The 21,623-nt window shown below is 30.9% G+C and carries 23 protein-coding genes; 8 read left to right on the forward strand and 15 right to left on the reverse strand.

Annotated features, from left to right (window positions below; genetic code table 4):
• Positions 1 to 106: 106 nt before the first annotated feature.
• The 5 genes from IM807_RS01640 to IM807_RS01660 form a co-directional block, all read right to left on the reverse strand.
• The gene (locus tag IM807_RS01640) at positions 107 to 574 is read right to left on the reverse strand and encodes a hypothetical protein (RefSeq protein WP_196362825.1); all 468 of its coding nucleotides are present in this window, start codon (positions 572 to 574) and stop codon (positions 107 to 109) included.
• Between the two features lie 465 nt (positions 575 to 1,039).
• Positions 1,040 to 1,528 (reverse strand): hypothetical protein, encoded by a 489-nt coding sequence (locus IM807_RS04260; RefSeq protein WP_308699286.1) that lies wholly within the window; start codon positions 1,526 to 1,528, stop codon positions 1,040 to 1,042.
• 443 nt (positions 1,529 to 1,971) lie between these two features.
• A complete protein-coding gene (locus IM807_RS01650) occupies positions 1,972 to 2,874 on the reverse strand; it encodes a hypothetical protein (RefSeq protein WP_196362827.1) in 903 nt (300 codons plus the stop codon).
• Between the two features lie 391 nt (positions 2,875 to 3,265).
• The gene (locus IM807_RS03710) at positions 3,266 to 3,562 is read right to left on the reverse strand and encodes a hypothetical protein (protein ID WP_230861160.1); all 297 of its coding nucleotides are present in this window, start codon (positions 3,560 to 3,562) and stop codon (positions 3,266 to 3,268) included.
• A gap of 292 nt (positions 3,563 to 3,854) precedes the next feature.
• Positions 3,855 to 6,851: a hypothetical protein gene (locus tag IM807_RS01660; protein ID WP_196362828.1), complete on the reverse strand. Its 2,997-nt coding sequence runs from the start codon at positions 6,849 to 6,851 to the stop codon at positions 3,855 to 3,857.
• On the opposite strand from IM807_RS01660, the gene IM807_RS01665 reads away from it, so the two are divergent.
• Positions 6,802 to 8,955 (forward strand): hypothetical protein, encoded by a 2,154-nt coding sequence (locus IM807_RS01665; protein WP_196362829.1) that lies wholly within the window; start codon positions 6,802 to 6,804, stop codon positions 8,953 to 8,955. The genes IM807_RS01660 and IM807_RS01665 overlap by 50 nt on opposite strands.
• Positions 8,956 to 8,988: 33 nt before the next feature.
• Here IM807_RS01665 and IM807_RS01670 read toward each other — a convergent pair whose 3' ends face one another.
• The gene (locus IM807_RS01670; RefSeq protein WP_196362830.1) at positions 8,989 to 9,990 is read right to left on the reverse strand and encodes a hypothetical protein; all 1,002 of its coding nucleotides are present in this window, start codon (positions 9,988 to 9,990) and stop codon (positions 8,989 to 8,991) included.
• Positions 9,991 to 10,409: 419 nt separating this feature from the next.
• Here IM807_RS01670 and IM807_RS01675 point away from each other — a divergent pair, with 419 nt between their 5' ends.
• From IM807_RS01675 to IM807_RS04265, 7 genes are all read left to right on the forward strand, one after another.
• Complete coding sequence (locus IM807_RS01675; protein WP_196362831.1) at positions 10,410 to 11,072, forward strand: 3-keto-L-gulonate-6-phosphate decarboxylase UlaD; 663 nt, start codon at positions 10,410 to 10,412, stop codon at positions 11,070 to 11,072.
• Positions 11,047 to 11,940 (forward strand): L-ribulose-5-phosphate 3-epimerase, encoded by an 894-nt coding sequence (locus tag IM807_RS01680; protein WP_196362832.1) that lies wholly within the window; start codon positions 11,047 to 11,049, stop codon positions 11,938 to 11,940. Before IM807_RS01675 ends, IM807_RS01680 begins: the two co-directional genes overlap by 26 nt.
• Entirely contained in the window at positions 11,927 to 12,655 is a 729-nt protein-coding gene (locus IM807_RS01685; RefSeq protein WP_196362833.1) for an L-ribulose-5-phosphate 4-epimerase, read from the forward strand. The genes IM807_RS01680 and IM807_RS01685 overlap by 14 nt, the downstream gene beginning before the upstream one ends.
• On the forward strand, positions 12,636 to 13,520 hold the full coding sequence (locus tag IM807_RS01690) for a Cof-type HAD-IIB family hydrolase (RefSeq protein WP_230861161.1): 885 nt from the start codon (positions 12,636 to 12,638) through the stop codon (positions 13,518 to 13,520). The genes IM807_RS01685 and IM807_RS01690 overlap by 20 nt, the downstream gene beginning before the upstream one ends.
• Positions 13,507 to 14,043, forward strand: a complete 537-nt coding sequence (locus IM807_RS01695) for an MPN499 family protein (protein ID WP_230861162.1) — start codon at positions 13,507 to 13,509, stop codon at positions 14,041 to 14,043. The genes IM807_RS01690 and IM807_RS01695 overlap by 14 nt, the downstream gene beginning before the upstream one ends.
• A gap of 85 nt (positions 14,044 to 14,128) precedes the next feature.
• Positions 14,129 to 15,838: a hypothetical protein gene (locus IM807_RS01700; protein ID WP_196362835.1), complete on the forward strand. Its 1,710-nt coding sequence runs from the start codon at positions 14,129 to 14,131 to the stop codon at positions 15,836 to 15,838.
• A 15-nt stretch (positions 15,839 to 15,853) separates the two neighbouring features.
• Positions 15,854 to 17,080 carry a YbhB/YbcL family Raf kinase inhibitor-like protein gene (locus IM807_RS04265; RefSeq protein ID WP_196362836.1) on the forward strand — a complete coding sequence of 409 codons (1,227 nt, stop codon included), beginning with the start codon at positions 15,854 to 15,856 and terminating at the stop codon, positions 17,078 to 17,080.
• Between the two features lie 11 nt (positions 17,081 to 17,091).
• On the opposite strand, the gene IM807_RS04020 is transcribed toward IM807_RS04265, so the two are convergent.
• The 9 genes from IM807_RS04020 to IM807_RS01745 all read right to left on the reverse strand — a co-directional run bounded on the left by IM807_RS04020 (position 17,092) and on the right by IM807_RS01745 (position 21,594).
• Entirely contained in the window at positions 17,092 to 17,226 is a 135-nt protein-coding gene (locus IM807_RS04020; protein ID WP_255518533.1) for a hypothetical protein, read from the reverse strand.
• Positions 17,227 to 17,527: 301 nt separating this feature from the next.
• Entirely contained in the window at positions 17,528 to 17,890 is a 363-nt protein-coding gene (gene rplQ / locus IM807_RS01710) for a 50S ribosomal protein L17 (protein ID WP_196362837.1), read from the reverse strand.
• A gap of 2 nt (positions 17,891 to 17,892) precedes the next feature.
• Entirely contained in the window at positions 17,893 to 18,894 is a 1,002-nt protein-coding gene (locus IM807_RS01715) for a DNA-directed RNA polymerase subunit alpha (RefSeq protein ID WP_196362838.1), read from the reverse strand.
• 6 nt (positions 18,895 to 18,900) lie between these two features.
• Positions 18,901 to 19,305: a 30S ribosomal protein S11 gene (rpsK, locus tag IM807_RS01720; protein WP_196362839.1), complete on the reverse strand. Its 405-nt coding sequence runs from the start codon at positions 19,303 to 19,305 to the stop codon at positions 18,901 to 18,903.
• Positions 19,306 to 19,307: 2 nt separating this feature from the next.
• Positions 19,308 to 19,721 (reverse strand): 30S ribosomal protein S13, encoded by a 414-nt coding sequence (locus IM807_RS01725; RefSeq protein ID WP_196362840.1) that lies wholly within the window; start codon positions 19,719 to 19,721, stop codon positions 19,308 to 19,310.
• 105 nt (positions 19,722 to 19,826) lie between these two features.
• Positions 19,827 to 19,940 carry a 50S ribosomal protein L36 gene (gene rpmJ / locus IM807_RS01730; RefSeq protein WP_196362841.1) on the reverse strand — a complete coding sequence of 38 codons (114 nt, stop codon included), beginning with the start codon at positions 19,938 to 19,940 and terminating at the stop codon, positions 19,827 to 19,829.
• A gap of 43 nt (positions 19,941 to 19,983) precedes the next feature.
• Entirely contained in the window at positions 19,984 to 20,211 is a 228-nt protein-coding gene (infA, locus tag IM807_RS01735; RefSeq protein WP_196362842.1) for a translation initiation factor IF-1, read from the reverse strand.
• 1 nt (position 20,212) lies between these two features.
• Positions 20,213 to 20,965, reverse strand: a complete 753-nt coding sequence (map, locus tag IM807_RS01740) for a type I methionyl aminopeptidase (RefSeq protein ID WP_196362843.1) — start codon at positions 20,963 to 20,965, stop codon at positions 20,213 to 20,215.
• A complete protein-coding gene (locus tag IM807_RS01745) occupies positions 20,956 to 21,594 on the reverse strand; it encodes a nucleoside monophosphate kinase (protein ID WP_196362844.1) in 639 nt (212 codons plus the stop codon). Before IM807_RS01745 ends, map begins: the two co-directional genes overlap by 10 nt.
• Positions 21,595 to 21,623: the final 29 nt, after the last annotated feature.

Raw genomic sequence — 21,623 nt, forward strand, 5'->3', positions numbered from 1 at the left:
TGCGGGTTTTTTCACTTTTATTTTTCATAAATCGAGGTCCGGCTAACATTTAGAAAACTACCAATTTTAGTACCATTTTTGATTCTTTGCTTATCCTTTTGACTTCCTACTTTCGTCTTTTAAGTTCAACATTTTCTGTTAGGCCGTTAGTAAAATAATCCACAGCTAATCAAAATAAAAATAAAAATAAAGCGTAATTAAAAACAAAATATATAAAATGAATAAAAAGCAAAATTTTCCAATTTTTTTGATTAATTTTTAATGTATGATGTTCGCTATTAAATAAAAAAACTTGCAAAACTATTTGTGCATAATGTTTAAAAAAAATTCTACCAACAAATAGTGGAGTAATTTTACTGTCAAATATTGTGAGAATATTGGTTACTATTTTACTAGTGTCATTTCGATCGTCTTTAGTTACACCTGCCCTAGAGTAAGTTTTTTCAGTTAAAATGAACTTGTAATACTTATCGTAATCAAAGTGAGTTAGGAAATCAAATTTATTTTCAATATTTAGTTGACCAAAATTTTGCTTAACTTTTCTTATTAGATAAAGTTGAAAAATTTTTTGCAAAAAACTGCAAAAATACGAATAAGGAAAATAAAAAAGCAAGTAAGTAGATATTTCGAAAGGAAGTATAATAAAATAACTATTAAAAAATTTTTAGATAAAAATGTCTTAAAAAATCTGCATTAGGATTGAGGATTAATGCTAGAACAATTGCAAAAAAAGGAAGTGGATATGTTATTAAAGAAGGTAAAGCAAGCAAAAAATAGTGCTTTTTTTGCTTGTTAGGATTAAATTTAAAAACTAAATAAGAAAAAAGTCTAAAGTACAAAATATTCGATAAAAACGGTATTTTTAAGAATTTTTTTGGAATTTTAAGGTTTACAAATTTTTCAACTGTTAATCAAAAACTCATGTTAAACTTGCTTGAATAAAAATAGTATTAATTTGCATTAAAAGTATAAACAATTAGCTGATTTATTTAGACTTTGTCTTTTTAAGATTAATTAAGGTTCTAATTAAAATAATTTTTTAGCTTTCAAATAGTCAAAATGTCACCCATCTTTTTGGATAATAATAAAGCGTCGGTATCAAGTTAAAACCTATAAAAACAAACCCTAATGGAATGACTCAAACAACATTATCGTCAAAAAGATTTTTGTATAGGTTCTCATTTAATTCACCTTCATGATAATATACATAAAACAATCAAAGCCAATATCACGTAAATATGAAATGTATTGTTGTAAAAATAAAATAAAATATTAAGAAATATTTTCAGTTTTTTTGATTAATTTTCAATTCTGAATTTTCAGCATTGAACAAAAAAACTTGTAAAATTATATGAGAATAGTACCTTGGTAAATAACCATCTGTAAGTCATGAAGAAAGGTTCATTGACTTGATAATATTTTCAATAATTTGATCAGATTTATACCAGTTTTGACTTTCAAAATAACGTCAATAAAGTTTTCTTTGACACGCAAAATTATAATATTTATTGTAATCGAAGTTAGCCAAAAAGTCAAATTTATTTTCTGGATTTAATTGACCTAACTTTTTCTTAACTTTTTTTGTTAAATAAAAACGAAAAATTTTCTGTAAAAAACTACAAAAATACCAACAAGGAAAATAAAAAACTAAATAAGTAGTTATTTCAAAAAAATGCATAATAAAATAATTATTAAAAATTTTTAAATAAAAATGTCTTAAAAAATCACCATTATGACTTAAAGTTAATACTGAAACAAGCGCAAAAAAAGGGAGTGGATATGTTATTAAAGAAAGTATAACAAGCAAAAAATAGTGCTTTTTTTGCTTGTTAGGGTTAAATTTAAAAACTAAATAAGAAAAAAGTCTAAAGTACAAAATATTCGATAAGAACGGTATTTTTGAGAATTTTTTTGGAATTTTAAGATTTACAAATTTCTCAACTGTTGACCAAAAATTCATTTTTTATTAACCTAAACAGAAATAATTGATTGAAAAAAATCAATCGCCAATAATATGATTTTAACTTGTGGAGTAGCTCATTTTACCGCTTGTAAACCAACGACTGCTGTTGTTTGTATTTTTCTTAATGAATTTAATTTCTTAACTATTTTTTCGGCTGAAGATCCGATGCTATAATAAGACAAAGTTCTGGAACCTTTTTCGAGTCAATAAGTAACATTTAATTTTTTAATAGCAGATCAATTTTTGTCATATACAAGAGCGTTATAAGTATTTTTGTACTCGATTGAAAGGTATGTTAGGATTCCGCCAGCTACTGTGCTAGCGGCCGCTGACCCAAACATTCAGGCAGATCCATAAGCTATAGCAAGACCATAATTTATTGCTGCGAATGCGGCACTAGAAACATGTTGGTCTCAAAGTTTGTTAGCAAATTCCTCCATTTTTAAGGAAGAAGCACTCTTAGAAGAAAAGGTTTGAGGTTTAATAATTGAATTTTGATTTTTAATTTTGCTATTTTTTAAACTTTTAGTGGCAAATATTTGTTCAATTTTATCAGCGGGAACACCTTTTTTAACTAATTTTTCTTTAGCAAGCTTTTTTAGATTTAAATTTAGATTTTGCGAAACTTCATCTATAAAATCTTGAAAATCTTTTTCAAATTTTGAAAAATCCTTAATTTGCTCTTTAGAACTGTCGCTAGTAGAAGAAAATGATTTAACATTTTTTTGTTTTAATGCAGAAATCACTTTCAAGGATTCGGATTTTAATTTTTTGACAAAAGCTGTGTCAGATATATTTTTATGATTTTTGACAGTTTTTTCATTAATACTTAATATTAAAAAGGGCAGTGTAAATGCTGTTGTAATAGTGACTATACCAAAAATAATTTTAAATTTTGATAGTTTTATCATTGGGTGCTTTCAAATTTTAGTTATCTAAAATTTTATCATAATTAATTTAAAAAAAATCAACTAAAAGATTGGCAAGAAAAATATTAACAATCTCATAAATTGATTGCTTAAATAGGAAATAACACTCTATTTGTTTTGCACAATTTAGATAAAAATTTGATGTTCAGTTAAATTTTTAAAATTAGCAATAGAATCTATACAAAATTTTTTTTGAATTCATTCAAACAACTTTTTGCCGTAAATCATTTTCTTTTGCGGGTTTTTTCACTTTTATTTTTCATAAATCGAGGTCCGGCTAACATTTAGAAAACTACAAATTTTAGTACCATTTTTGATTCTTTGCTTATCCTTTTTGACTTCCTACTTTCGTCTTTTAAGTTCATCAAAACTATTACAATATTAATTCCGCGCCTTTTTTTAAAGAGCATTTTCCCATTATTTCTTGATAAATTCCACGATTATTTTTAGAAAGATCGCTGATTGTGTACTTCTTTTTTAGTCTGCGAGAAGATTTGCTTTTTCGGCAAGCGCTCATTAGAATTTTCATAGCATTATTGAAAAGCTTTTGTTGTCAATTTCGTATTAAATTATTTCCATACACATGCAAAATTGCAATTTTTAACCCTTGAAATTCAGCAATTTTTGTGTATTTAATTTTCTGTTCAACTGTGAATTTATATTGTTTCATTTTGACACACCCTTTCTTAATGTGTCTAAATTAATATACTAATTTACCTTGTTTTTTATTGTTAAATATTTTGTTTTTGTAAGACCTTTTTAAAATCCTTTTAGAATCCTAAAATATTTAAAATTTTTGCAAAATTTTCCTAATTATTGCTGCAATAGATTTTTTATTTTACTCTAATTTTGCCAAAAATTACAACTTAGCGCTACATTAATGGCTAAATTATTATTGAATTTCTTTTTTTTTTCATTGTGAGTGTTTGAGACAATTTAATAGGAATAAGATTTAAAAATTATTAGTAAACAATACGATCCCAGGCATTATCATGTTTTGTTCAGGGTATAAAATACGGATTTTCAGCATCTACTTGTAACCCGTTGTAACCCTTTATGGGTAAAAGGTATTTAGATGTTTTACCATTTTTCATAAAGCTTTTGTATTGTTCATTCACTACATATTGGCGCCCGCCAACAAATTGTTTTAAATACTTGTTTTGTGCAAAATTTGGTGGTAAATATGGAAAAACAAGTATACCCATAAAATTTAGATTTGTATCAGTTGCAGGTAAGTCATTTTCTGATCAATTTAATGGCGCGAGGTTAATTTTTAATTCCCATTTTGAGGTATCAATATCATCTTGTAATCTGATTGGAAGGCCATTTTTATTACCAAATAAATAAATTTTTCCAGTTTGGTCAATAAATGTTGCATATGAAACTGTTGGCATAATTTCTTGGATTTTTGCATTTTTTACTGAATATGGGCTGTAAAAATTTATTGTAAATGTTTTGGAAGATTTATCATAACTTGTTGATTTTATACCAAAGGGTTCGCGCTTTTTTTTATTATCAAAAAAATCATGTTCTATATGACTTAAAATTGGTTTTCTAGAATATTGAACTATGCTTTGTTCAGGAATATTATCATCGGCTTTTCGAGGATTTTCACCTAAATATTTTATTGGGCCTGTAGGCCCAATAAAAAGTGTTTTTTCAAAATCATAATTTTTATAAGCACCGGTGAATTGTTGTTTTATTTTTTCATAAATGGATTTTTTAAATGCACCGACAACTAGAGAAGCTTGACTTCATTTGTCATATTGTCTAATTTCAGAAGTATACCAGACATCGCCACTAGGATTTGCCCAGAAATTACCTCAATAAGGGTCTTCTTTTTTGATAATTGGTGAAGTCATAAAAGTTAGATTAACATTTTTTGATAAATGTGGTATTAAAGGTTGGAAATTTTTAGCATCAGCGCTAGAAGCGCTAGTATTACCACTTAAAAATTTGGGAAAAATACTGATTATTTTCTTTGCAAAAGCATCAGGAAATCTATAATGACTTGTGATTATTAAACCAATTTTTACTATTTTTGGATCACTAGAACTTACGTTAACTTTTGCAAGTCTTAAAGTATAAAAAAGATTATTAAGCTTATTTTCTTGTAACACCACATCTGGATTCAATGTTTTTGGTATTGAATTTACAAGTTCAATGTATTTTTTGCTTTGGTCTGATAATAATTGAGAAAACGGATTTTTAAGATCATATTCATAACCTCTAACATCAAAATCAAGGTTATAATGGGAAGAATTGCTAGCTGTTCACTGATTTTTTGGGACAATTTGAATATTAGTACCTGTGTCGTTTGATGAATCAACTTTATATTTTGTATTGCCTTCGTATGTCGCATTCGGATTTTTAATTGTTTCAAACGTATCATTAAATAAAATATTTGATGTTAATTTAACTCAATCATTCAGATCATCCAAACTATACATTCAAGCTTTATTAAATTTATTTCTTAACTCGCTTAACAGCCCTTTTGGATCCTCAAATTCCATTTCAATATAAGCACCAATTTGATTTAAAGGTTTAATAAATGATTTTTTAAGCAAAATTCGGTTGGTGTATTTTTCAAAATCAGTTAATTCTAAAGTTGAAATTCTTGAAACGGCGGTTGTCTGAGAAGTCTGAGATGAATAGACTTCGGTTTTTGAGTTTGAATTTAATGTCTGATTTGTATTGGCGCTACTTATTAATTTTGCAAATTCAGATGCACTTCGATTATCATTGTCTTTAAAATATTTGTACTGAATTGCAACTCTCATTTTATAATATTTTAGTCAAGACGCATTTCCTTTAAGTGTGAAAGCAAAATAACGTCTATAAGGTTGTTGTTTTCTGATATTAGAAATAGATTTATTTTTATCTTGCTGTTGTTTTTCAAAATCTGCATAGGCCTTGATTTTTTTAAGTTCTTCTTGTCTTGCCTCAAGCTTTTGTTTCCTTGCCTCAATTGCTTGTTTGATTTTTTCACTTTCTTCTTCAAGTTGTGTTTGAAACTGGGCTTTAAAACTACTGCTAGCAAGTTGTTTTACTAAATCTATTCGCTTTTGATCATGAGTAGAAAAATCGTTAATTTCATTCTCAATTATTTTGATTTGGTCCTCAAGTCTTTGTTGCTCAACTAGAATTCTTTGCAATTCAGGATCTTCATTATATTGAAATTCTGGAGCATCTAATTCCCGTGGGTTAAACAAAACAACACCGTTTGAACTAGCACTTTCAGGTTCATATTTGGCTACTTGTTCCCATGAAGAAGCATCAGTTGCATCATTATTCTTGTTTTTATCAGTTGTTCCTTCAAGAATTAATTTTCAATCCTTAATTGATGATTCATCAATTGCTCGATAGGGATCATCAAAGGCAAAGTAAATATGTTGCTCAAAAGTGTCATCTAGCCCTTGTTTATTGTAAAAATTAGAAATTTTTACTTCTTTTAATGGCGGTTGGGCCAACTGGGTTGTAAATTGAAGGTTGTTAGTTTTTTGTTGTGAAGAATCAGTAAGATTTAAACTTATTTTATTTGCTCTATTAGTTTCAACTGTCTCAATTTTAGTGATTTTGTAAGTAGTTGAGGGAAAAAAGTTGTTGTCTTTGTTGTCAGTAACTTGTTGATTAGTCAATTTGGCTTCTAAGGTTTTTTTTGAAATATCTGAATTAACTGTAAATTCATATTCTTTTTCTTGACTATTTTCAGCAGGTTGTTTTAGTTCCTCACCTTTGGGACCTTGAGGTTTAAATTTAACCTTTATTTTTTTACCTGCAAGCGATCACATTGAAACAGGGTCAAGATTTAAGGTTAAATTTTCACTTTGATATTCTTGCGAAGTGGAAGAAGTTTGTGTTTTGTCACTTTGAGTTAAAAAGATTTTTTCAGGTTGGAGTTCAGAAAACGTGGTTTTAAATGTTTTTTCGGTTGCACTTGCATCTTCAGGTGGTGGCAATCAAAGTCAACAAAACGCTCCTTTACAAGATCTTACAGTAGAATTTGTCCCAGAAATTCAATCAGGGGCAAAACAATTTTTGCGTAAGTTTCGGACAACAGCAAAGAATTTAAGCCTTGCTACTGCTAACCCCGTAACATTAAAACCCCTTTCTACTTCAAGTGTAAATATTGAAATTGAATTAAAAGATGAAAAGCAAACTAGTTCAATTGCTGATGTTCCTTTTGTACTAAAATATAAAAAGATTTTTCCAACTGTTTTTGCTGAAAGTATTGAAAATACTTCACTTCCTGTTTTAATAAATACAAAAACCAAAAAATTAACTTTTAATATTTCAAATCTTGATCCGGGTGCTATTTATGAAGTAACTAGTGCTGAGCCTCTTGATGGTGCAGTTAAAGACAATCATAAAATAAGTGGTCTTAAACCAACTGAAGAATTACTTAAATTTCTTAAAGATGTTGAAGGATTACCTATTAAAAAAAGTAGTAGTCCTGATAAAATCTATTTTGCTCCTTTGAACATTCCAGTAAAACTTGAAAGTGGATGGTCACATCCAATCAGATATGATTATTATGAAGGTGAACAAATTTACATTAAATTCAACAAGGAAGCAGCAACAGCAATTAATATTGACTGGTTAAAAAATAACCTGAAATTAGAATTAATTCCTCATCATAGCTATAGTAGTAGTATTATTAGTGATAATACTCCAGATTTTCAAAGTGAAGCTACTCAGGGTTATTCACCTTTGCGAGTTGAACGTGAAATCACTAAATTCAAGCGCTATCTTACCATTTCTGATTTAAAATGGGATCCTGAAACTGTAACAGCAAGTTTAAAAATACAGCCCACAAGTTTAAAAAGCATAATCGCAGCCCAAATTGAAATTATTATTAAGGATGTAAGTAAATACCAAGAAAATCCAACTGATTCTTCTAGTACACAAATTGGTTATTTACAACAACAACAACAATCAATTAAATTTAAATTAACAACCCAATTGGCAATTGTAACGCCAATAAATGTTGATTATATGAACCCAGGACTTATGGGATTTACTTATGCAATTTATGATCCAAACGGGTTGATTCAACCAACCGGAAAAGAATATAATCCTTTTGGTGAATTTCCACACTTAACCCCTTATAAGGAACAAGATTGGCTAAAAGTAATTGCTACAAATGGTTGAGATAAATCTGATTCTTCAAAATCTTTGCAAAAACCTGATCGAGGTATTGTTGAAAACAAAGGTTGACAACAACCACTTGAAACCATTAAAATCCCAGGTCCACCAGTGGCAGTTAGAACAAAAACAAATGTTAAAAATAATATTAAATACTTAACTCTTTATTGAAGAATTAAGTCAAATACGGCTGGCTTCCGTGTGCCAAGTTCACTTGAAGGTGAAAAACTTTGGTACCCTGCAGGGAAAATTGTTAATCTACCAATTTCCTTGCAATTTAAGACGAACTCACAGGATTCAAAACAAAATCTTTATTCTTTTGCTGCCAAGTCACCTTATGGGCTTAATGGTTTTATTATGCCTTATTCACGATCAGAAAATCCGCATGATGCAGCATCTATTATTCAACAGGGAACAAATTATCAAAGATTTATTAATAAAGGCAATGAAGAAGTGATCCCCCGTATTGGAAAATTTGAAAAAAATGTCTCAAAAGTATTTTGGTCAGCTCCTTCTTATGCAGAATGAACAACTGATGATAGTGTTTTAAATAGTGTGTTTTACCGAAATAGGAAAAATCCGGAGTTACAGAGTGGAACAAGTGGGTGAAAAATCCAAACTGGTGATGATAATCCTATATATGGAACTAGATACACTGGTTGAAGCTGAAAAGTTATTTATATTAATAATAAAGAAAAAAACGACAAATATCCTAATATAAAACTAGAAAATACAAGCTGAAATTATTGATTTCAAAAACAACCAATAAATGGTTTTACAAATCAACCTGGCAAATCTTCTTGAATTGTTTCAATGTCAAATGGTGCTGGCTCACCAATTTTGTACGATCCGATTAACTATTATGAAATGTTAGGGCCTTTTGAACCACCTGAATTGCCGGATCCACAAGAATATTAACTGGTATTGTAAAAATATTTTACAAATTAATTTTTACTTGGTAATAACAACCAGGCGATCAAGTAATTCGCTAATTAATCCCTGGGTAAGGTCAATAAGTGAAACTACAACGCCGATTTTTGAAATTGCACTTGAAGTTAAGAGGATCGGTCTGACTGTCATTTGCATTTTTTTAAGGCTGCTCGCCAAACTTAAAACACCTCTGGCTCATTTGTTAACGCTTCCAATAATGCCAACAATTTGCGTTTCATTTGCTAACGGATTGTCAAATTTATTTCTAATGTCAAATGCAGCTTTTTCTAATTCATCATAAAGTTGTCTGTATTTTGTTGAAAGATAAGTAAGTGTTGCGCCCGCAGCACCTGCAGATACAGCAGCAATAAAGTTAAGCGCAATTCCATAAGCTACTGCAAGACCAAAACTTATTGCTGCAAATGTTGCCGTTTTCACATGAGCCTTTCAAATTCCTGCAGAAAATTGTTTAAATGATGAATCATCTTGTGGAATTCCTTCTGCTGGTATTCTCTGAAAACTTACCTTTTTTGGATCTCATGGAAGAGGTACGCCTCACATAGATTTTCGTCTTGGCATAATAACTGCGCTTGAAAATGAAGTAGTGAGAAATTTTGTTTTTGCTTGATATTGTTTCTTAATTTTATCAAAATCTATCCCCCTAGCAGCAAGTGTTGTTTTTGCAAGTGTTTCAAGGTTTGAATTTGGGTTTGCCTTTACTTTGTTAATAAAGTCATTAAAGTCCTTTTTAAATTTATTGATGTTAGTAATTTTTTTAGCTTCGATTTGAAGATCTTGAATATTGAGAAAATTTTCTGTTGAAGTTTGTTCAAGTTGATTAAGAACTTTACTTGCTTCGTGTTCTAGAGCGATTTTAAAATCTTCAGTAGAATTTTTGTCACCAGAATTTTTTGGCATAGCTGCTGCTTTAATTATTGGAACAATAATTAAAGAGGATGCAAATACTAGTTTTAATAATGGCGCAAACCTGAATATGTTTTTTATAGATTTGTTAGTTTTCATAGCGTTCCTTAAAATATATTTAATATAAAAAAATTGATATTAAGTAAATTATATATTGTTTTCTATAATAAAACACAAAATTGTTAATGTAAATTCAAAATCCAAAAATTCCTTCGTTTATATTAGAAAAACGCGATTTTTGCTTTTTTCTAAAATCTAAAACCAAAAATCTTGAACTAACTAAGTTAGAAAGTAAGTATTAGTAAATTATGGTTATTTTTTATCAAGGATTTTTTACACAAAATTTAATTATTTTACAACAAATTTCTTTTACAATTTATCAAAAGAAGATAAAATCACTTTGGTAATTTTATTTGCTAAAATTGCAGCTTTTTTTAAAAAAATTAAAAAATCTATTGTAAAAAATAACTTTATATGTATAATTTAAAATATATTATAAAATAGGGTAGGAGGAAAGTATGGCTTTACCACTTTTGCAGATTGCACTTGACAATCAAAAAATTGAAGACGCAATCAATTCAGCTAAAAAAGCTGAAAAGTATCTTGATATTCTTGAGGTTGGAACAATTTTGTTGGCTTCTGAAGGAAAAAAGGCAATCACTGAAATTCGCCATGCTTTTCCAGACAAAATTATTGTTGCTGACGGTAAAATCGCTGATGCTGGGACTATTTTTGGAAAAATGTTTTTTGATGAAGGCGCTGATTTCACAACAGTAATTTGCGCAGCTGAAACTCCAACAATTCGTGATCTTGTTAAGCTTTCAACAACCTACAACTCACCGCTGCCAAAAGAAATTCAAATTGAAATGACAAAAAATTTCACTTGACAGCAAGTTGAAGAATGGAAATCTGCTGGAGCTACACAGGCTGTTTGACACCGACCACGTGATTCACAAGCTTCAGGTTCAAAATGATCACAAACTGACATTGAAATTGTCAGAAGACTAGCTGATATGGGATTTAAAGTTACAATAACTGGTGGTGTTGAGGTTGAGGATATTAAGTTATTTAAAGATATCCCAATTTATATTTTCATTGCTGGCCGTTCAATTCGTGATGCCAAGGACCCTGAGGCAAAAGCAAAGGAATTTAAAGATGAATTCAAAAAATATTGAAAATAATTTTTTTGTTGGAATCTACGAAAAAGCAATTGACAAGCGTTTTTCTTTTGTTGATAAAATCAAAATTGCAAAGCAAGCCGGATTTGATTTTATTGAAATGTCAGTGGATGAAACTGATGAGTTTGCAGCTCGACTTAATTGAACAAGTCAAGATTTGAACCCTATTTTAGCTACTTTGCATGAAGAAAATTTTTTGATTAATTCACTCTGTCTTTCATTACACCGAAAATTTCCTTTTGGCTCAGCTAGTTTGGATGTTCGCCAAAAAGCGCTAGAAATCATGGAAAAAGCCTTGATTCTTGCCAAAAAATTAGGGATTAGAATTATTCAATTGGCTGCTTATGATATTTATTATGAAGAAAAACACCCAAATTCAGAAATTTTTTTCGTTGAAACAATGAAAAAAATTGCATTTTTGGCTAAAAGATATTCGGTTACAATTGCTTTTGAATCAATGGACAAAAAATTTGCTGGCACAATTTCGCGATGTCTTTATCTTTCAAATCAGATTAATAAAAATGTTTTTTTATACCCTGATATTGGTAATTTAACTCGTTTCAGCAATGATCTTGAAGCTGAAATTAAACTTGGAGCAAACAAAATTGTTGCCTTTCATTTTAAAGATACCCTACCTAATATTTTTAAAAATGTTGATTTCGGTACCGGTGATGTTGACTTTGTTAGTGCTTTTAAATTTATTTTAGCTGCTAAAATCAACGTTCCTTTTGTTATTGAAATGTGGCACAAAGAAAAAGATTACTTAGAAAGTGCAAGTTTTGCAGAAAATTTTGCAAAACAAGTTGCAATTATTCGCACAGCACGCGAGTTTTTTAATCAAAAATTGAGGTTAGCAAATGGCAAAAATTAGTGACAAAAATGAATTAATCGCATTACAAAAAGCGGTTCTTGAGGCCAATCTTCTTCTTTATAATTCAAAATTAGCAATTCACACTTGAGGAAATGTCTCTGCTATCAGCAAGGACCGTAGTTATTATGTGATTAAACCGAGCGGAATTCCTTATGAAAAGATGCAATATAGTGACATGGTTCCTGTTGACCTTGAAAATAATGTTTTAGAATCAAATCTGAATCCATCAAGTGACACGCCAACACACTCACTAATTTATAAAGCTGACTCACGAATCCAAGCAATTGTCCACACGCATTCACCGTTTGCGGTCGCTTTCGCGCAGGCAGGAAAAAGTATTTTACCACTTGGGACAACTCATGCTGATAATTTTTTTGGCGAAATTCCCTGCACAAATTCATTATCTGATGCCCAAATCAATGGCGAATATGAACACAATACTGGTGTTGTGATTGTTGACCATTTTCGCAATCACAATCTTGATTTTGTTGCTACTCCTGGTGTTTTAGTAAAGGAACACGGGCCTTTTTGTTGATCTGCCAAAAATGCTGATGATGCTGTCAAATTAGCAATGACTTTTGAAGAAGTTGCAAAAATGGCTTTTTATACAAAATTAATAAATCCTTCAAAGGACCAAGCAAACAAAGTTTTACAAAATAAACATTATGAACGAAAACACGGTAAAAACGCATATTATGGACAAACCAAAAATTAAAAAAAGTGACCTAAAAAAAGAATTAGATTCAATTGAAAATTTTGTTTTTGACCTTGATGGCACCCTTTTGAATTCTTCACATAATATTTCAGACAAAACTGCTAAAACTCTATTTGACCTTAAACAAAAGGGTAAAAAAATAATTTTTTGTTCTGGTCGTCCCTGATATTTTATCAAAAAATATTATCAACAAATTCTTCCTGATTTTCCAATTATTAGCTGTAATGGTTCGCTAATCTATGATTTTCAGCAAAATTCAATTATTTTTAGTAAGACATTTTTGTCTGAAAATCTTGATAAAATTTTCAAAATTCTTACAGAAAATAATATTATTTTCTTGATTTATACAACAACAAATATGCTTGCTTTTAGCAAGGGCAAAATTGAAACTAGTTGATTTTTCTACCTTAAGAATCAACAAAAAACATTAGGTCAAGAGCAAAAATTACCGCTAGAATTCTTTGATTATTCAGATTTTTCTGCCAAACAAGTTTCACAGCTAAAGGTTGTTAAATTCCTCTTAATTAAAAGGGATTCTGATCCTGAAAAATTTGAAAAAGCAACACAAGAACTAGACCAAATTAGTGGAATTTACCTTGTTCAATCCCAACCTGATGTTGTTGACATCATGATTTCTGGTTCAAATAAGGGTCAAGGACTCCAGTTTTTGGCGCAAAACTACCAGTTAGATTTGCAAAAAACGCTTGTTTTTGGTGATGCCAAGAATGATTTACCAATGTTTGCTGTAGCAAAATTTGCAATTGCAATGGGTCAGGCAACACAAGAAGTTGCCAAAGATGCTAATTTTGTCACTAAATCAAACGATGAGGATGGAATTTTTGCCTTTTTCAATGAATATGATTAATAATTTACAAGCTTTTTTACAAAAAACGAAAAAAGTGAAAATTAACCATCTTTCTGATGGGTATTGACTTGTTCCTCCATTTTTCGCTTTCCTTTCACCCCGACAAACTAAAAATGTGATCAAAAAGGCAAATTCTTTACCTGAATTAGTTCAAATAAACAACTTTTTGGAAAAAGAAATAATTTTCAGCTTCAACGGCGACCATCATTTTAAAAATTTCAATTTGGCAATGAAACTAAGAAAAATCGATTTTCGCCTTGATTTTAACAGTATTTTGCAAAAACCTGATAATGCCACAATTGAATTTTACCCTGTCAAGGATTGTAAAATCATCCTTGACAAACCCGGGTTGACACTTATTTACAATGGAATTATTCCCTTTTTTTCAAGGGAATATTACCAAAAAATGCTTGAATTTCAACAAAAATTAGCTAAAAAAAACAACTTAGAAACAAAATTTCTTGGTTTTTTATGACGCCGGTTTGGTTTTAAAGAGCTTTACCAAAAAACAAACCCTAATTAAAGATAAAAACCAACAATTATTTTAAAAAATTTTTCAAAATAATTGTTGGTTTTTTCAAAAAAAAAAAAAAAAGTGATTCTTAAATATGAAAAAAATTTTCAAACTTTTCTTGATTTTAGCAACAGCTAGTTTACCACTTGCGCTCATGTCTTGTTTTGAACATGAAAATAAAACAGATTCGCCAGTTTTTTCTAATCAAACTGCAAATGAAAAGTACAAATTACTAAAGGAATTTTTAAAAATACCTTTAGTAATTGAACAAACCGATATCGCCAATGATAATTTTTCAATTTTACTAAATGAAAACAGTCGTGATCTTAATGTTCAAAATTTTTTAACTAAAGAAAAACCTGAGTCAATTCGTAAAAAGCTACTTGACATTGCCAAAAGCCCAAAATTTAAGGAAATAGTGCAAAAAAAGTATTTAGGAACCTCTTATTTTACAGCTAGTGAATTTTTAGATCGCTGAAAACAATCACAAGAAAAATATTTAAGATCAGCTAATTTGCGCCAGATTCCCGATTTTGTTCCAGAACTTTTTGGTTCTGGATTTGCCGCTAACAATATAGAATTAACACCAGAATTTTTAGTTTACAAAATAGTTAATGTGCTCGCTAAAATTGCAATTAAATCTTTGCCTGAAAACCCTAAACCACAACCAAATGCACCTACAACTCCAACACCAAATCCTGATTCAAAACCACAAACTCAAGCAAAAAATGATATTGAAAAACCTCGTCAATTTACCAATAAAAATCTCGTTATTCCTGTGCCGATTCAGATTATAGTTAGTGTGCTTTCAAAAGTTCTTGATGCTGTAAACCAACCATTATCAAAAGCTTATTGATGAAATTATAATTATGAAATTCTTAGTAATTTGCGTAATTTATTTAAAAAAAGCTTTGAAGCTGACCTTGATTTGCCAATTTTTACTGACCCAGATTTTGAGAAAAAATTGGAACTAACAAGAAAACTTGATAAATTTGCAATTATTGGTAAGGATGGCCGCAAATACAAAGTTCAACCACGGGCATTTTTTTTAACAGACGAAAAAACTTATGTTGATGATTCAACAAACCAGATTAAAGATGCAATTTACCGAATTTATTGGATCGTTGATAGTAATCCTGATGAAAATGAAGTTTTAAAAACACAACAAACAACAAAAAATGATGCTAAAAACAACATCCAATCTATACAAAATTCATCACAAAATACAAAAATATCTTATGTTTTACAGCGTTTTTTGCAAACTTCAAAAAATAATTTCTCTTCAATCAATGGTCAAAAAACGAATGACTCTATGCAAAATAATACCAAACAACCCCAAGCTACACCAATTCAAAGCGTTCCAGAAAATCAACCTCCTATTATTCAAGGACCACAACCAAAACCAGAGGTTCCGAAAAATGATGGTCTAGTTGATGATTTTGACAAGTACAAATTTACTGATAAAATTCAAAAGTATAAAACTGATAATTCTAATAATTTTTCTTATGGCGGACTCTACAGCGCAACTTTGCTTGAACTTTTAGCTGCTGAAAAAAAACAGGACAAGGAAAATCCACAAATTTTTTCTGTTGAAAGAAGAATTAATATAAGTGGTTTTTTGAAAAAAGGTGAATTTTTGGACTACCAACCAATTGATCTTGCTAAAAAATTGAAAAAATTAACACTTATTGACAAATATTATCAATTTTTCATTGCAGTTTCAGAATCAATCCAAAGTGGAAGACAGGACCTACCGGTTCCTGCAGATCTTGTTTTAGATGATGAACAAAAAGAAGAAAATTAGGTTTTTGTGTAAAAAATGATTAAAATTACAATTCCCGATGTAAAAAAGGGTGTGCTTGACACCCAGTTTGGTAACGGCAATTTAGGAAAAAAATACCCTAATTCCGTTAGTTTTCCAATCAAGTGAACAAAAGTTAAAAATGCAAAATCTTATGCACTTGCGCTCATTGACTATGAAACAACTGCAGAATTGGGTTTTGTTTTTATTCATTGAGTTGCTGCAAACATCAAGAAAAACAAGCTTAAATGGGATGATTCATTTTCACGGCCTGATAAAATGTACCAATTTGAAAACTCAATGACCAGACATGCCAATAATTATTTATTGACTTCATTTTATCGTGAACATCCTGATGGTGTCTATTTTGGCCCTTTACCCCCAGTTGAAGATCATAATTATCGTTTGGAGGTTTTTGCCCTTGATGTTGAAAACATAGTTTTGCCTGATTTTGCAAATAAACCTTTATTTTATGATGACTTTCTTGAACTTACAAAAAATCATATTCTTGATTCAGGTATTACTTCTTTTTTTTACCGCTCACATGGGCAAATTGTTAATAATTCACTAGAACGGAAACCGCTTTCCAAGGCCGAATTGAATGCTCCCTTGCCTCCTGAAGAACAAAATTTTTTTCTCGATTTTAGCCCAATTAATTTTAGTTCTAACGCCCTTCGTCCCCGTGAAAATGATTATCACCTTCTTGACATCGATTTTTTGGGCAAGCAAGGAACCAGTCCATTTTTTAGTGCAAAAAATTTTGATCTTAGTATTTATTCTGAAAATGAGAAAATTAAAGAGTATGTGATCATGATTACCAGTTTTGCTGAAACAATTTCGCTTGGAGTTGGACTTAATGTTTGAACACGCGTGGGAATTTTAAAAGATCAGCAAAATTACAAAACCGACGTTGCTCAAGGTGAAAATTCTTTTCAGCTTTTGGATAACAAATATCCTGTTTTTAATAGTTTTGCGCAATTTTGCGCCGAAGCAATTGCACAAAAAATTGGTTTGGACAGTCCCGAAAAATTTGAATTTATCAAGGCAAAATATGGTTTAATTTACCTTCCTGGACTCACAAACGGTCAAGGCAAATACCAACTTGAAATTTTCGGAATCAATCAAGTTATTGAATGAGATCAAATTGCTCAAAATTCGCAAAAAGCTCTGAATTCCGCTGTAGTTTTGCGCCAAATTAAGGGCAAAATTGTTGGTTATAACAAAACAATTTTTAAACTTACTTAATTCACAGGATTTTAAATTGATTTTAGCAAGGAATCAAGTTTGCATTTTAAGGCAAAAACCCCAATTTCATTGTAAGGATCATCAAAAACAAAGTAAATTTGTTGCTCAAAATTATTTTCAAACTCTTTCTTTGTTGGTAAAATCACTAATTAACCCTAGTTGGTAATTGGATTGTAATCTATGTTTCAGTTACATTGCTAACATCTAATAACACAAAAGTTGGTGCGACTTCTGACACGTAGCAACAGGTTTTTACTACTATTGTTAAACCTCAATTTTTGAAATTTGGTAAGTTGCTGAAAAAAAAGTAGCCATCTCTAATAACATAATTAAGTTGCTTTTTCAATTCCTTAATTCAAATTTGGCACTATTTAATTGTAAAAGCAAAAAAAAAAAAAAATGAGCCCCAAGAAAGTGGCTCATTGAAATTTTTTAAACTAAATTTGTCTAGACTAGTTCAACAATCGCCATTTTTGCATTATCACCATTGCGGTTTGGAATCTTGATAATTCTAGTATATCCACCGTTACGGTTAAGGTAACGAGGACCTACTGTTTCGAACAAATAAGACAAAACCTTTGTCCCATCTTTAGTTTTTTGGTTATACAAGAAAGTTAAAACTTGGCGACGAGAAGCAAGGTCGTTTTTCTTTGCCTTTGTAATTATTTTTTCAACTTCAGAGCGCAAACGTTTTGCACGTGAAAGTGTTGTTTTGATATGACCATGCAAAATTAAAGAAGTTGTCAAGGAACGGAAAACTTGGCGATCTCAAGTTGCATCATGACGGTAAATTTGGTGTGGATTTGCCATAATTATTCAATTTCCTCTTTTTTTTCAGCGCGATAATTTTCTAATTTTTCGGCAATTTCTTGAATTGACTTACGTCCTAGATTCTTGATGTTTTCCAAGTCATCTTCGGATAAATTTTCAATATCAGAAATTTTATTATATTGTGCCCGTCGGAGAGCGTTAAGTGAACGAACTGATAGATCAAGTGTTTCTAGATCATCAGACACACGGCGTACTGGTTCTTCTTTTACAGGTTGGACTTCAAAAAATTCTTCAGTGAACTTTTCAAGATTTTCCACTTGGGTAAACAAATTAATGTGCGCTAATAAAATTTGTGCACCATGAGCAATGGCATCTTTTGCACTAAGCGAACCATCAGTTTTAATTGAAAAAGTTAGTTTTTCTTCAACAATTGGACTTGAAGAATTAATTTCATCAGCTTGATAATTAGCACTTAAAACTGGTGAAAAGTCGCTGTCAACAGCAAGGATGGTGCCATCAAGTTCAGATTCAAGGGTATCAAGAATTTCCTTGACAAATTTTTTGTTGGTTTCAAAATCAACAAATCCTTTACCTGCAGTAATGAAAACTTCAAATTTAAGGGCGCCTACTTGCGAAACATCTGCCAAATAAAGATCAGGATTAACAATTTTTAGTCCAGCAGTGTTAGTAATGTCGCGAGCAAAAATTTGCCCAGCCTTGTGACCCATAAAGCTAACTTTGTGAATTTGGTTATTTTCAAACAAATTTGGTTGAAAATAAAAACGAATTTTTTTGAGATTGTTTAAAAGACTAACAACATCTTCAGTGACATCATCAAGGACACTAAATTCATGTTTGACCCCAGCGATTTTAACTGCAAAAACAGCACAGGAAGAAATTGATGATAAAACGGTACGGCGGAGCGCATTACCAATTGTGTTTCCAAGGCCACGTTCAAGCGGCTTGAGTTCAAAAGAGGTTTCAAATTCATTAACTTGATCAACCAGATTTTCTGAATAATAAACTTTTGCGTGTTTTTTCATCTTCTATTACCTTTTTTCCTGACGTTTAAACCATTTTCGTGGTGGTCTTGTGCCATTGTGTGGGATCGGTGTGACATCTTTTGTTAGTAAAACATTGATTCCTGATGTCTGAATTTGTTTACGTGCTGCTTCTTTCCCCTGACCGGTGCCACGAAGGTGAATAGTAACCTCGCGAATTCCGTGTTCACGGGCTCTTTGCGCTGCAGCTGCAGTTGCTAAAGTCGCAGCATAAGCAGTTTTTTTCTTTGTGCCCTTAAAACCAATTGAGCCAGAAGAAGCTCAAGAAAGCACATTTCCTTGTTGATCCGTGAAGGAAATAATTGTGTTTTGGTGCGTTGAGTGAATGTGGGCAATTCCGCTGGTAATGTTTTTTGGCCGGAATTTTTTAACTTTACGAGTATTAGTTGCCATAATTATTTACCTTTTTCCTTTTTGGCCATAATTGTTCGTCTTGGACCCTTACGAGTACGGGCATTTTTTTGTGTTACCTGCCCACGAACAGGTAGTCCTTTCCGGTGGCGAATGCCACGGTAACACTTGATTTCAATCAGACGCTTAATGTTTTGTTGCACTTCACGGTTAAGATCACCTTCTGTTTTGTAGGTTTTGGCAATATCACGAATAATTTGTAAAATTTCTTCGCTAATTTGACTAACTTTGGTGTCTTCATTAATTAAGGGAAATTTAGTGCCGTATTTTTCTTCCTGGACTTTAGCGGTTTTAGCAATAATTTCGCCAGCCAGTGATTTACCAATGCCATAAATGCTTGTAAGTGCAATTACAACTCGTTTATGATTGGGGATTTCAATATTGAGGATTCGTGCCATATTTGAAAATATCTAATCGATTATACTCCTTTTTTTAATAAGTTTTCTGATTTTTTGGAAAAAAAATAACCTAAAATGGGATCAAAAAAAATCTTATTGAAACATTTAGCCCTGGCGTTGCTTGTGTTTTTTGAGAATACAAATTACGCGGTTGATTGAGCGACGCTTGATGATTTTACAATCTTTGCAGATTTTTTTGATACTTGCGCGGACTTTCATTTTTGAGTTCCTTTGAAAAAAATTATTGAAAATTGGGGGAAAATTACTTAAAACGGTAAACAATTCGCCCTTTTGTCAAATCATAAGGTGACATTTCTACCCGAACAGTGTCGCCTAGAATAATTTTAATATGGTGTAATTTCATTTTTCCAGCAACATGACAGTTTAATTTTACACCATTTTCGAGTGTTACCTCATATTCTTGGGAATTAAAAACTTGGGTAACTTTGCCCTGAAATAATAATTTTGTTTCCTTTTGTGAATTTTCCATTCTAATTTTGATCCATTTCTGTAAGAATTACCCCTTTTCCATTTTGAATCAGGATTGTTTGTTCATAATGGGCGGTTTTTTTACCATCTTTAGCAACCACGCTTCAATTATCTTTTAAAATTTTAATTTCTGGAGAAGTTTGAAGAATCATTGGTTCAATGCAAATTACCATGTTATTAGCTAATTTTAGCCCTTTTCTTGGTTTTCCAGTGTTAAAAATATTTGGATCCTCATGGAGCTTTCGGCCAATTCCGTGGCCACAAAACTCACGAGGAGTGTAGAAACCATAGGATTTTACCACTTTTTCAATGGCAAAACCAATGTCCCCAGTGGTTGCTCCAGGTTTAATTGCATTAAAACCAGCAAAAAATGCTTCTTTGGCGCAACTAATTAATTTTTCGTTTTCACTATTTTCGCCCAATGATTTTGAAAAAGCTGTATCAGCGAAAAAACCATTGTAGGAAAGTCCAAGATCAATTGAGACTAAATCATCTTTTTGAAGTACATAGTCACTTGGAATTCCGTGAATTAGCGTTTGGTTGACGCTTGTGCAAATTGTAGCAGGAAAACCGTGGTAATTCAAAAATGCAGGCTGTGCATTTTTGGCATTAATCTCTCGAAAAGCGATGGCATCAAGTTCTTTTAGAGAGACACCTGGTCTTACAAAGTCATAAACTTTTTGTTTGACTTCTGCCAGGAGTTTGCCAGCAATTTTGAGTTGGCTAACTTCAAAATCAGTTTTGATTAAAGCCATTTTTCAATCTCAGCAATCAATTCTTCTGGTTGCTTTTCAGCAACAAGATAATGGATTTTCCCTTGTTGCTGAAAATATTCTTCAATTGGTTTTGCTGATTTAGCAAACTTTTCAATTCGCACTTTCACAACTTCAGGTTGATCATCACTGCGATTCATTAAAGTTGCGCCATCAAGATCACACTTACCATTTATTTTTGGTTTTGCTGAAACTAAATGGTAAGATTTTTGACACTTTTGGCAAAAAACACGTTGTGAAAGACGAGTTAAAATTGTTTCATTTTCAACATTTAAATAAAAAACAAGATCAAGATCAATTTTGTTTTCAACCAAAAAATTGAGCTGAGCAAATGTTCGTGGGTAACCATCTAAAATAAAACCTTGATTTGCAGGGATTTTCTGGATAAAATCAAAAACAAGTTGATTGGTAATTTCATCAGGGACATAATCGCCTTTGGCAACAAAATGTTGAATTTTTTGGGCAAATTCAGAGTCTAATTCAATTTTTTTACGAAAAAGTTCACCAGTTGAAATATGAATGAGGTTGTGTTTTGTGGCAAGAATCTTTGAAAGCGTTCCTTTTCCAGAACCAGGTGCACCAATAAAAAGAATTTTTTTTGAACTTGTCATTTTGAAAATTGTCCTTTTTTTATTTAAAA

It is taken from the genome of Mycoplasma sp. 'Moose RK' (genome assembly GCF_015708155.1).
Lineage (GTDB): Bacteria > Bacillota_I > Bacilli_A > Mycoplasmatales > Metamycoplasmataceae > Mesomycoplasma.